This window comes from Kitasatospora sp. NPDC056446 (assembly GCF_042796115.1).
Classification (GTDB): Bacteria; Actinomycetota; Actinomycetes; order Streptomycetales; family Streptomycetaceae; genus Kitasatospora.
Genome location: NZ_JBHTRF010000002.1, coordinates 182,060 through 193,844 on the forward strand (window position 1 = coordinate 182,060; position 11,785 = coordinate 193,844).

General features: G+C 73.2%; 11 protein-coding genes, 1 tRNA gene and 1 other RNA gene. 4 read left to right on the forward strand and 9 right to left on the reverse strand.

Annotated elements, in window-relative coordinates; translation table 11 throughout:
• Positions 1-209: 209 nt before the first annotated feature.
• The 5 genes from ACFQ6N_RS02330 to ffs form a co-directional block, all read right to left on the reverse strand.
• Entirely contained in the window at positions 210-872 is a 663-nt protein-coding gene (locus ACFQ6N_RS02330) for a DUF5063 domain-containing protein (protein ID WP_380646305.1), read from the reverse strand.
• The gene (recR, locus tag ACFQ6N_RS02335) at positions 865-1,464 is read right to left on the reverse strand and encodes a recombination mediator RecR (RefSeq protein WP_380646306.1); all 600 of its coding nucleotides are present in this window, start codon (positions 1,462-1,464) and stop codon (positions 865-867) included. Before recR ends, ACFQ6N_RS02330 begins: the two co-directional genes overlap by 8 nt.
• Positions 1,465-1,721: 257 nt before the next feature.
• Entirely contained in the window at positions 1,722-2,063 is a 342-nt protein-coding gene (locus ACFQ6N_RS02340) for a YbaB/EbfC family nucleoid-associated protein (protein WP_380646307.1), read from the reverse strand.
• Positions 2,064-2,144: 81 nt separating this feature from the next.
• Complete coding sequence (locus ACFQ6N_RS02345; protein WP_380646308.1) at positions 2,145-4,337, reverse strand: DNA polymerase III subunit gamma and tau; 2,193 nt, start codon at positions 4,335-4,337, stop codon at positions 2,145-2,147.
• Positions 4,338-4,406: 69 nt separating this feature from the next.
• Positions 4,407-4,497, reverse strand: an RNA gene (gene ffs / locus ACFQ6N_RS02350) — signal recognition particle sRNA small type.
• Between the two features lie 110 nt (positions 4,498-4,607).
• Here ffs and ACFQ6N_RS02355 point away from each other — a divergent pair.
• Positions 4,608-4,692 (forward strand) — tRNA-Ser (locus tag ACFQ6N_RS02355).
• Between the two features lie 117 nt (positions 4,693-4,809).
• Positions 4,810-6,078 carry an ATP-binding protein gene (locus tag ACFQ6N_RS02360; protein WP_380646309.1) on the forward strand — a complete coding sequence of 423 codons (1,269 nt, stop codon included), beginning with the start codon at positions 4,810-4,812 and terminating at the stop codon, positions 6,076-6,078.
• A gap of 175 nt (positions 6,079-6,253) precedes the next feature.
• Here ACFQ6N_RS02360 and ACFQ6N_RS02365 read toward each other — a convergent pair whose 3' ends face one another.
• The 4 genes from ACFQ6N_RS02365 to ACFQ6N_RS02380 all read right to left on the reverse strand — a co-directional run bounded on the left by ACFQ6N_RS02365 (position 6,254) and on the right by ACFQ6N_RS02380 (position 9,377).
• The gene (locus ACFQ6N_RS02365) at positions 6,254-6,505 is read right to left on the reverse strand and encodes a hypothetical protein (RefSeq protein ID WP_380646311.1); all 252 of its coding nucleotides are present in this window, start codon (positions 6,503-6,505) and stop codon (positions 6,254-6,256) included.
• A 97-nt stretch (positions 6,506-6,602) separates the two neighbouring features.
• Positions 6,603-6,848 carry a hypothetical protein gene (locus ACFQ6N_RS02370; RefSeq protein ID WP_380646312.1) on the reverse strand — a complete coding sequence of 82 codons (246 nt, stop codon included), beginning with the start codon at positions 6,846-6,848 and terminating at the stop codon, positions 6,603-6,605.
• Between the two features lie 244 nt (positions 6,849-7,092).
• Positions 7,093-8,475, reverse strand: a complete 1,383-nt coding sequence (locus ACFQ6N_RS02375; RefSeq protein WP_380646313.1) for an MFS transporter — start codon at positions 8,473-8,475, stop codon at positions 7,093-7,095.
• Positions 8,472-9,377: a DMT family transporter gene (locus tag ACFQ6N_RS02380; RefSeq protein WP_380646314.1), complete on the reverse strand. Its 906-nt coding sequence runs from the start codon at positions 9,375-9,377 to the stop codon at positions 8,472-8,474. Before ACFQ6N_RS02380 ends, ACFQ6N_RS02375 begins: the two co-directional genes overlap by 4 nt.
• 130 nt (positions 9,378-9,507) lie before the next feature.
• Here ACFQ6N_RS02380 and ACFQ6N_RS02385 point away from each other — a divergent pair, with 130 nt between their 5' ends.
• Together ACFQ6N_RS02385 and ACFQ6N_RS02390 are read left to right on the forward strand one after the other, a co-directional pair.
• Positions 9,508-10,413, forward strand: coding sequence for a LysR family transcriptional regulator (locus ACFQ6N_RS02385; RefSeq protein ID WP_380646315.1), 906 nt, complete (start codon positions 9,508-9,510; stop codon positions 10,411-10,413).
• A 115-nt stretch (positions 10,414-10,528) separates the two neighbouring features.
• Positions 10,529-11,689: a hypothetical protein gene (locus ACFQ6N_RS02390; protein ID WP_380646316.1), complete on the forward strand. Its 1,161-nt coding sequence runs from the start codon at positions 10,529-10,531 to the stop codon at positions 11,687-11,689.
• Positions 11,690-11,785: the final 96 nt, after the last annotated feature.

Here is an 11,785-nt window from a genome sequence, read left to right on the forward strand (position 1 = left end):
CAGGGGTGCTCCGACCGGCGCTTTCCATATGATGAGACACCTGTTTCAGCAGGTGATCGGCCGGACGGGCGGCCGCACCGGCAGGTCTGCGGGCGATTCGGTACGGCCCCGGAGAAACAGCGGACCGGCGGACGGAAATCCGGCCGGATTTCTTTTCCGGACGGACCGCTGAGGCATTCGTCACAAAGCCGGTCCGACGAAGGATCCGGCTACCGGCCCAGCCCGAGCTCGGCCTCCATCAGATCGCCCGCCTGCTGCTCCAGCTGCTCGTCGGTGAGCCCGTCGTCATCGGTGTCGGCACCGTCCGGGACCGCCCCGATCGGGCTGTCCAGCCGGACGTGCGCGATCAGCGACTGCAGCGCCCGCAGCACCGCGGTGCAGGTCGTGCCCCAGTTCGAGAGGTACGAGAACTGCCACCACCACAGCGCCTCGCTGACCCGGCCCTCGCGGTAGTGCGTCAGACCGTGCTGGAGCTCGCTCACCACCCCGGCCAGGTCGTCCGAGATCCGGAAGGCGTTGGGCTTCTCCGGCGGACCGTACGGGTCGAAGACCTCGTGGTAGACGTCGATCGGCGCCAGCAGCTCGGCCAGCCGCTCGCGCAGCTGCTCGCCGTCCGGCTCGGGACCGGCGTCGGGCTCGAAGCGGTCCTCCGGGACGACGTCCTCGATGGCACCCAGCCGGCCCCCGGCCAGCAGCAGCTGCGAGACCTCCAGGAGCAGCAGCGACACCGCGCTGCCCGGCTCGTCGCCCTTGGCGACCTCGGTGACGGCGAGCACGAAACTCTCCACCGAGTCGGCGATCTGCACGGCGAAGTCGTCGGGCTCGGAGCCGTGCCCGTGGGTGTGCTGCTGGTTGATCGTCCGGTCAGACATCGAGCAGTCGTCTCCCTTCGAAGGCGCGGCCGAGGGTGACCTCGTCCGCGTACTCCAGATCCCCGCCGACGGGCAGGCCGCTCGCCAGACGGGTCACCTTCAGGCCCATCGGCTTGCAGAGCCGGGCCAGGTAGGTGGCGGTCGCCTCCCCCTCCAGGTTGGGGTCGGTGGCCAGGATCAGCTCGGTGACCGTGCCGTCCGCGAGGCGCGACAGCAGCTCGCGGATGCGCAGGTCGTCCGGGCCGACGCCCTCGATGGGGCTGATCGCGCCGCCCAGCACGTGGTAGCGGCCGCGGAACTCACGGGTGCGCTCGATGGCGACGACGTCCTTGGACTCCTCGACCACGCAGATGACCGCGAGGTCGCGGCGGGGGTCCAGACAGACCCGGCACTGCTCGGCCTCCGCGACATTGCCGCAGACCGCGCAGAAGCGGACCTTGTCCTTGACCTCCAGCAGCGTGTGCGCCAGCCGGCGCACGTCGACCGGGTCGGCCTGCAACACGTGGAAGGCGATCCGCTGGGCGCTCTTGGGCCCGACGCCGGGCAGCCTGCCCAGTTCGTCGATCAGGTCCTGAACCACGCCCTCGTACAACGTCGCGCCTTCCCTCGGATGGTCGGTGGTGCTCCGGTGCCATCATCCAACGAATCGGGCGTCGGACACAGCGCCCGACGCCCGACTCCCACATAAATCACACGCGGCGGCCGGTTGAACTCCGGACCGTCCCGCCCCGGTCGCCCGGAGCCACCGGCCCGGACATCAGCCCCGGAACCACAGGCCCGGAGCGGCAGGCCCCGGAACCACTCAGGCCCGGAACGGCAGACCGGAACCGCAGGCTCGGAACCGCAGGCTCAGAACGGCAGGCCGGGGATGCCGCCGCCGCCCAGGCCCTGGGTCAGCGGGCCCATGCGGTCGGCCTGCATCTTCTGCGCGGTCTGGTTCGCGTCCCGGACCGCCGCCAGGACCAGGTCGGCCAGGGTCTCGGTGTCCTCCGGGTCGACCGCGGCCGGGGCGATGGTCAGCGCCACCAGCTCACCGGCACCGGTCACCGTCGCCTCGACCAGGCCGCCGCCCGCCGAACCGGTCACCTTCGTCTCGGCCAGCTCCTGCTGGGCCTTCGCGAGATCCTGCTGCATCTTCTGCGCCTGCTTCAGCAGCTGCTGCATGTTGGGCTGGCCACCACCGGGGAACACGGGTCTCTCCTTGCTGTCATGGCTGTCCGCGGGGTCCTCCGACACCGCCCGACACCGCCGAGCCTACGTGCTGCGTCCCGCTCAGGTACCCCGGTGGTGGATCTCCTCCAGCACCGTCGCTCCCAGCTCGCGAATGATCAGTTCCTGACCGGAGAAGGCCTCCTCGTGGAGGTCCGGGTCGTCCTCCTCCGGGATGTCGTCCTCCGGGGCCACCGACCGCACCGGAGCCGCCGGCGGCGCGGCAGCGGGCCGCGGGGCCTGCACCGGAGCGGCCTGTACGGGCGGGGCCTGCACCGGGGCTGCCTGTACGGGCGGGGCCACCGGCGCGGGTACGGCCGCCACCGGCGCCGGGGCCGGAGCCGCCGGACGGGCCGGAGCACCCCAGCCGCCACCGCCCTGGGCGGCACCCCCCGGAGCGGCGCCGACCGGGCCGGCCCCGGACGGAGCGGCCCCGGTGCCGCCGGACGGGTCCACGATGCACTCGATCCGCCAGTCCACGCCCAGCGCGTCGGCCAGCGCGGCGCGCAGCACGTCGTCGCTGTTGCTGCCGGCGAAGCTGTCCCGGGCACCGGCGTTGATGAACGACACCTGGAGCACGCTGCCGTCGAACCCGGCCACCTGGCCGTTCTGGCTGAGCAGGATCCAGGTGAAGCGACGGCGGTTCTTCACCGCCTCCAGGATCTGCGGCCACAGCTGCCGGACCTGCGCGGCACCCTGCTGCGCGGACGCCGACGGCTGCCCGCCGGGGGCGGCCGGAGCGGGGGCAGGAGCAGGGGCCGGAGCGGGTACGGGGGCCGGAACCGCGGCAGGGGCCGGGGCGGCCTGCGGCTGGGCCGCCGCCGGGGCGGGCGCGCCGCTGCCGGCCGGGGGGAAGCTACGGGGGATCGGCCAGGCACCGGGCGCGGACGCGGCAGGCCCGGCGGGTGCGGCCGGGGGCTGCGGAGCCTGCACCGGCGCCACCGCCACCGGGGCCTGCGGCACGGGAACCGGCTGCGCGGGAGCCTGCGCCGGGCTCTCCATCACCGGCACGACGGCCACCGGAGCGGCCATCGGAGCGGCCGCCACCGGCACGCCTGCCATCGGCGCGCCTGCCATCGGCGCGGCGAACCCGCCGGCCGAGGCCCGCCGCTCCAGCTTGTCCAGCCGCGCCTGCAACGACAGCTCGTCGCTGTACGCGCCGGGCAGCATCACCCGGGCGCAGATCAGCTCCAGCTGCAACCGGGGCGCCGCGTTGCCGCGCATCTCGGTCAACCCGGTGTTGACGAGGTCCGCGGCCCGGCTCAGCTCGGCCGCCCCGAACCCGTCCGCCTGCGCCTGCATCACCGCGACCCGGTCCGCCGGGGCGTCGATCAGCCCCTTCTCCCCCGCGTCCGGCACGGTGGCCAGGATCACCAGGTCACGCAGGCGCTCCAGCAGGTCGGTGACGAAACGGCGCGGGTCGTGCCCGCCCTCGACCACCCGGTCGACCACCTGGAACACCGTCGCCCCGTCGTGCGCGGCGAAGGCGTCCACCACCTCGTCCAGCAGCGCGGAGTCGGTGTACCCGAGCAGCGCGGTCGCCATCGGGTAGGTGACGCCGTCCTCACCGGCCCCGGCCAGCAGCTGGTCCATGACCGACATCGAGTCACGCACCGAACCCGCCCCGGCCCGGACCACCAGCGGGAACACCGTGTCCTCGACCTGGATGCGCTCGCGGCCGCAGACCTCCGCCAGGTAGTCCCGCAGCGTGCCGGGCGGGACCAGCCGGAACGGGTAGTGGTGCGTCCGGGACCGGATCGTCCCGATGACCTTCTCCGGCTCGGTGGTCGCGAAGATGAACTTGAGGTGCTCCGGCGGCTCCTCCACCACCTTGAGCAGCGCGTTGAAGCCGGCCGAGGTCACCATGTGCGCCTCGTCCAGGATGAAGATCTTGTACCGGCTGTGCACCGGCGCGAAGAACGCCCGCTCACGCAGCTCGCGCGCGTCGTCCACACCACCGTGCGAGGCGGCGTCGATCTCGATCACGTCGATCGAACCGGGCCCCCCGGTCGCCAGGTCACGGCAGGACTGGCACTCCCCGCAGGGCGTCGGCGTCGGCCCCTGCTCACAGTTGAGACAGCGGGCCAGGATGCGCGCGCTCGTCGTCTTCCCACATCCGCGCGGCCCGCTGAACAGGTACGCGTGGTTGACCCGGTTGTTACGCAGGGCCTGCTGGAGCGGAGCGGTCACGTGCTCCTGACCGATGACCTCCGCGAAGGTCTCGGGGCGGTAGCGGCGGTACAGGGCTAGGGACACACCCCCGACGATATCGGGACGGACGGACAAACGCGTCGCCCCGCAGTCCCCGCACGCCCCCGGGAACGCAAAGACCCCCCGTGCACCCGCCAGAGCCCTCCTACCCTTGCTGCCTTCCGGCCCTGGGGGGGTTCAGAGAGATGACGCCACACGAGGGGCTGAGCCCCACAGTACCGGATCCAGGCCCCGACGATCCACAGGCCACCCCCACCCCCAACCTGCGGGACAGGTGGTCGCGACCACCCCGAAACATGTACTAAGCTCTCCCACGGAGGATTCGCCTAGAGGCCTAGGGCGCACGCTTGGAAAGCGTGTTGGGAGCAATCCCTCACGAGTTCGAATCTCGTATCCTCCGCCGGCAGAAGGCCCGGACCGCTCAGCGGTCCGGGCCTTCGTCGTTCCCGTGGTGGTGCGGTCGGCCGGGGCGGCCCATGATGGAAGTCCAGGGGCGCGCGAGGTTCGAGAGCGGCACATGGCTGTATGGCGTGTCCGGGACTTCACACCGGACGATCTCGAAGCGGTGGTCCGGCTGGACGCGGAGAGCGCCACCACGGACCGCGCCGCCGTGTTCCGCCTCTCCGACGTGGTCGCCGCGCTGCAGGCGCGTGATCCGAGCGTGGTCGTGGTGGCCGACGGACGCCTCGTGGGCGCGGCGGTGGGCCGGGTGGACGGGGACCGGGCGTGGGTGCTGCGCATCGCCCTGCATCCCGGCTGGCGGAACCTGGGCATCGGCACCGCCCTGCTGTCCGCACTGGAGCACCGTCTGCGGGACGCCGGGGCCAGGATCGTCGCAGCGGTGCTGCCCGAGGAGGAGACCGGCGCCACCGCACTGGTCAACTCCGGGTTCCACCCGCACCGCGGGCTCACGTACTTCGAGAAGTCGGAGGCCGCCGGCACCCAGGGCCCGTCGGTCCTGGCGATGCTGGGCGCGGTCATGCCCGAAGCCCACCTCTGGGAGCGGCTCACGGGTATGGCCGACGAGAAGCGGCTCATCGAACGGCGGCTGGTGCTGCCCCTGGCGAACCCCGAGCTGGCGGACGCCCACGGCGTTGAACCGCCCCGCGCGGTCGTGCTGTTCGGTCCGCCGGGCACGGGCAAGAGCACGTTCGCCAAGGCCGTGGCCGGTCGGCTCGGCTGGCCGTTCATCGAGCTCTTCCCCTCCCGGCTCGCGTCCGAGGACGGGCTGGCCACCGGGCTGGGCCGCCGCTTCGAGGAGGTGGCGCAGCTCGACCACGTGCTGCTCTTCATCGACGAGGTCGAGGAGGTCGCCGGTGCGCGCAGCCTCGCCGCCCCCGCGTCGGTCGGCGTGGTCAACGAACTCCTCAAGTCGATCGTGCGGTTCCGGGACCGCGACGGCCGGCTCCTCGTCTGCGCCACCAACTCGGTGGCCGCCCTGGACCCGGCGTTCCTGCGCCACGGCCGGTTCGACTACGTCCTGCCGGTCGGGCCGCCCGACTCCGCTGCCCGCGACGCGCTGTGGGCCGGCTACACGGCGAAGACGGGTACCGCCGCCGACACGGCGGTCCTCGCCGAAGCCAGCGAGGGCTTCACCCCCGCCGACATCAGACAGGTCTCGATGGCGGTCGCCCAGAGCACCTTCGAACGCACCCTCGACACCGGGGAGCGCACCCAACCCGGCACCCAGGACTACCTGGACGCCATCCACCGCACCCGTCCGACCGTCTCCGAGGAGATGGCCCGGGAGTTCGCCGACCAGGCGGTCCGCTACGGGCGTGTCTGAACGGCCGGCCCCGACCGTGCCGGGCCCGGCCTCGCGGGCCGGACCCGGGGACAGGTCTTCGATCATGACCACGACGCTCGGTCGTACGACGACGCCCGCCGCCCCGGATTCCACCGTACGGCTCTCCCTCACGCCCGACGGCGTACGGCCCGCCACGGCCGCGGAGCCGGGTGTGTCACTCGCGTGACCATTCGGCCTCGGCCTGGGGCGGGCCGTCGATGTCGGCCCCCTCCCAGAGGCGGATCCTGATCGCCCGGGGGCCGGGCGCGGGTTGGGAGAGCGTGCGCACGAACACGTCCCGCAGGTGGTTGGCCGCCCGCTGGGGCGGCCCGTCGTACTCCAGCGGATCCTGCTGGGGAGCGTCGTCCTGCCGGGACCAGCGGCCGTCGTCGTCCTGTGTCTCCAGAACCCATCGGTAGTGCCGCATCCTGGCCTCCCGTGCCGACGTTCCCGCCCCCGGTCACGACGGTATGGGTGGGGCGGACCGGCCGCGACCGGTGGGCCCAGCCCTGGACCGACCGCCGTCAGCACTCGGCGCCGCCTCGCAGATAGCTGCCGACGACCTGGAGCCACGCCCCGGGGCCGAAGCAGACCTCGATCCGGTACGGCGTGTCCTCGAAGACCCGCAGGACGCGCAGCGCACCGCTCGGATGCAGGTCGTACTCGAAGGTGACGCCGTCCGCACCGTCCTCGTACTGCATGTCCAGCGGCCCCTTCGAGGGCTCCGCCGGCACCCGGGCTTCGGCCGAGAGTTTCACGTAGACGGACATCTCGCTGTCCCGCCTTCCTGTCTGCCCGAGAAGCCCGAGTAGCCCGACCCACCGGAGCAGGGCCGGAGCAGGGCCGCCGCGATATCCCCACGCTACTCCGCCCGCACCGCACCGCGCCGACCCAGCCGGTCGGAGGAGCCCGCACGAGTTCGCCGGCACGTCCGCGCCCGTCGCGACAGGCTCCCGGGGGCTGTTCGACCCGCCTGAGGCGTCCCGCCTGAGGTATCCCGCCTGAGGTGTGCCCTCACGGGTTCGAATCCCGTACCCTCCGCCTTTGCCCGCCAAGGCAGTTCGGCGGCTCGTGGCCACGCGGTGCGGTGAGAGGCGGGCGGGTGGGCGGCTGGGACTTCGCTGCGGGGATCTTGGCGGGCGGGGCTTCCCGCTGCTCCGGCAGTTCGCGTCGCGTTCGGACCGGCGAGAGGAAGACGGGCAGGAACGCCGTCGCCAGGAAGACGGCGCCCACCCAGAGCGTGGTGTGGACGGTGGCCAGTTCGCCGATCACGCCGGCCACGGCGGAGCCGATGGCGAGTGCGCCGGTGAGGAGGAAGCGGAAGGTGGCGTTCATCCGGCCGAGGAGCGCATCGGGCGTCGCACGCTGCCGCAGGCTCACCCCCAGCACGTTGTCCATGCCCGTCTTGAACATGGCCAGCAGCCAGCCGGTCCCTGCCAGCCAGAGCCAGGGACCGCGACCGACCAGGGGGACGAGGAGTCCGGCGGGCGCCAGCCACAGGCCCAGCAGGCCCAGGGTGCGGCCGTAGCCGAGGCGCCGGGCGATGGGCCGGGCGCAGCGCGCCCCGAGCAGGAGGCCGACTCCGCCCATCGCCCAGAACAGGCCCAACACCTGGGCCGGGAAGTGGAGTTCTCGGATGAACAGGACCGGAAGCACGGTATTGGTGATCTGGGAGCCGAGGTTGCCCAGGGCCGCGGTGAGCGCGAGGGCTCGTAGCTCCCGGTTGCCGAGTACGTGCCGCAGCCCCTCGGCGATCTGCGCCCTCAGCGGCGTGGACCTCCCGGACAGCGGCGGGGCCGGCGGGGGTGTGCGGCGGATCGCGGTGAGGCGCAGGGCCGAGGCCAAGTAGCCCACGGCCGCGCAGCCGACGGCCACCGGGGCGGTGAGCAGTTGGACGAGTGCCCCGCCCGCGCCCCGCCCCGCCGCGTTGCCCATGGCGATCAGGCTCACCACGGCGGCGTTCGCCCGGACGAGACCGTCGCGGCCGACGAGCTGCGGCAGGACGCTCTGTGAGCCGACGTCGAAGAAGACGGTGGCGCAGCCGTTCAGCAGAACAATCACGTACAGCTGGCCGAGCGTGAGGGAGCCGAGCCACCAGGCCGACGGGACGGTGGCGAGGAGGGCCGCCCGCGTCAGGTCGGCGGCGATCAGCACACGCCGATGACGCATCCGGTCCACCCATGCTCCGGCCGGCAGGCCGATGAGGAGGAAGGCGGCGGTGCCGAGGGCGGCGAGTGCCCCGACCTGGCCGGGACTCGCGTCGAGGGCGGACACGGCGATGAACGGGATGGCGACGTAGCCGATGTTGGTGCCGAGCTGGCTGAGTGCCGTCGCGGCGAACAGGGTACGGAAGTCGGCCTTCCGCCATGGGGATCCGGTCTGCGTGGTCGCTTTCATCCGATGCCCGAACCGGAGCCGTGCTGCGGCGCCGTGGCGCCGGACCCTGCGGGGACGTGTTTTTGACCGCGCGTCAGTCCGACGCCGACGAGCACCAGGGCCATGCCCGCGATGACGCGCGGGCCCACCCGTTCGCCGAGGACGACCGCACCCAGCGCCACCGAGACCACCGGCAGCAGATAGCCGACGGTCGCGGCGGCGGTGGGCCCCTCGTCGGCGATGAGCCGGGAGTTGAGGTGGAAGGTGACCCCCGTGCCGAAGACGCCCAGGACGGCGACGGCGGCCACCGCGGTGACCGTGGGACCGGACGGGGGCGCAGTGCCCGCGGGAAGGGCGAGGGTGCTCAGGCCTGTCGCGGCGAGGAGTTGGGCCGCCGAGAGGGCGAGCGGGGCGGTCCGGCGGCCGATGAGGTGTCCGGCCATGTAGGCGAAGGCCGCCGCGTAGCTGAGGGCTGCGGCGAGCAGCGCCGCCACGCCCCAGCCCACCTGGCCGGCCTTCTCCCACGGGGCGAAGATGACCACCGTGCCGGCGAAGCCGAGCAGGAGTCCGGCCAGGCGGACCGGGCGCAGCCCGCGCTCCGTGCCGAGCGCGACTCCGATGGCCAGGGACCACAGGGGAGTTGTGGCGTTCAGGACGCCCGCCACGCCTGAGTCGACGCTCTGTTCGCCGGTGCCGAGGAGGAAGAACGGCAGGGCGTTGCACAGGAAGGCGGCCACCACGAGGTGGCTCCAGGTCCTGCGGTCACGCGGGAGGCGCTGGCCGCCGGACCGGGCCAGGACCAGCAGCACGGCCGCCCCCAGCGCGCAGCGGATGACGGTGATGTGGAGCGGGGACAGACCGCCCGCCAGGGCGAGTTTGATCCAGAGGAAGCCCGATCCCCACAGCAGGGCGAGGACGGCCATGCGTATGGGGGTTCCGCGTGAGCCGCTGAGCACTGTCCGCCTCCTGGTGGGTTCTTCCTTCCCGTACGGTGCCCCGCAGACCGTTGTAAGACAAGCGAAAAGATCTGGAGGGAGAGTTAAGCTGGTCTACATGCTTGATATGCGGCGTATGCAGGTGCTGAGGGCCGTGGTCACCAGCGGGTCGGTCACCGCGGCGGCGCGACACCTCGGGTACACGCCCTCCGCGGTCAGCCAGCAGATGGCGGTGCTGGAGAAGGAAGCCGGGATCGGGCTGCTGGAGCGAACCGGGCGAGGCGTGCGGCCGACGGAGGCCGGGCGGCTGCTCTCCGAGTGCGCGGCCGTCGTCAGCAGGCACGTCGCCGAGGCGGAGACCGCGCTCGCCGAACTGCGGGCCGGACGGACCGGCCGGGTGGTGGTCCGGTACTTCGCCACGGCGGGGGCGACCATGGTGGCCCCCGCCGTGGCGGCGCTCCGCCGCGAGGAGCCGGGCGTCCGGATCGAACTCAGGCTGAGCGACCCCGAGGATTCGCTGCCGGAGGTGAGGGAGCGCCGGGCGGACGTGGCCCTGGTGGTCCGGCCACCGGACGGGGCGGCCGTCGACGGCATCCGGTTCGTGCACCTGGCCGACGACAGGTACCTCGCCGTACTGCCCCGGGGACACCGGCTGGCCGCGAAGCAGGCGCTTGACCTCACCGACCTCGCCGACGAACCGTGGGTCGGCAGCGACCAGCCCGGCCCCTGCCTGGACCCCGTCCTCGACGCCTGCGGCTCGGCCGGCTTCAGCCCGGACTTCGTCGTCGAGAGCGGGGACTACGCCACCGCGCAGGGATTCGTCGCCGCCGGGCTCGGGGTGAGCCTGATTCCGGAGATGGGGCTGGGCAACCGCCACCCCGACGTCGTCGTGCGCGAGGTCCGCAATCCGGAGCCGGTGCGGGCGATCTACGCGGCGGTACGGGAGCCGTCACCCGTCCGGCCCGCGCTGCACAGACTGCTCGACGCGCTTCGCAGCGCCGCCGCTCGACCCGCCGAGCACTGAGCGGGCCCAGGCCTTCGCCCCTGTCCCGCTCCGGCGCGGGCCTCCGGGGTGCGGCGGGACACCGGCGGGTGAACTCCACGCGCCGGGTGGTTCGGCCGCGGCATAACTTCGAGTCATGAGACTTCACTCTTCGCACATGGGGTTCCGGGGCCGGGCCGCCGTGGTCGCCGCCGCCGTGGTGGTGCTCGGCGCCACCGCGGCGGGCGGTGCTCCGGCGAGCGGCGCCTCGGCGGGCGGCGCAGTCGCCCGGGGGCCGTTCCTCGGGCCGCTGAACACCGTGTCACCGGTCGCCTCGACCGTGCCCGCGAACGGGGACCTGAACCCGTACGGCACCGTCGTGGTCCCGCACAGCACGGGCAAGCTGCGCCGTGGCAACGTGCTCATCAGCAACTTCAACAACGCCCAGAACCAGCAGGGCACCGGGACCACCCTGGTCCAGGTGAGCCCGGACGGGGCCGTCAGCACCTTCGCCCGGATCGACCCGGCGAACCTGCCCGGGCCCTGCCCCGGCGGGGTCGGGCTCTCGACGGCGCTGACCGTTCTGCCGGGCGGCTGGGTCGTGGTCGGCAGCACGCCCACCGCGGACGGCACCTCCGCGACCGTGCAGGCCGGCTGCCTGCTGGTGCTGGACAGCAACGGGACGGTCCGCGAGACCATCGCCGGCGACGGCATCAACGGCCCGTGGGACATGACGGCCGTCAGCTCCGGCGACCGCGACGAACTGTTCGTGACCAATGTGCTGAACGGCACGGTCGCGGGCGGCGGCGCCGAGGTCGACCAGGGCACCGTCCTGCGGATCACCCTGTGCCGGCAGGGCGACGAGCCGCCGCAGCGGGTCGCGACCACCGTGATCGGCTCGGGCTTCGGCGAACGGACCGACCCGGCCGCCCTGGTGATCGGCCCGACCGGCGTCGGTCTGGCCCACGACGACACCCTCTACGTCGCGGACACCCTCGCCAACCGGATCACCGCGATCCCCGACGCCGTCCACCGCACCACCGACGCCGGAACCGGCACCACCGTCAGCACCGGCGGCAACCTCAACGGCCCGCTCGGCCTGGCCGTCGCCCCCGGCGGCGACGTCCTCACGGTGAACTCCGGCGACGGCAACCTGGTCGAGACCACCCCCGCCGGCAGCCAGGTCGCCGTCCGCACCCTCGACAGCAGCGGCACCCCGCCCGGCGCCGGCGCCCTGTTCGGGCTCGCGGTCGACCTCGACCGCGACGCCGTCTACTTCGTCGACGACGCCACCAACACCCTGAACGTCCTCCACTGACCGCGGCCGCCGCCCCGCTCCCGCTTCCTCGGCCGGCCGAAGGCCCGGACCGCCCCACCCGGCCCGGGCCTTCGCCGTGTCGCGGCCCCGGTGCCG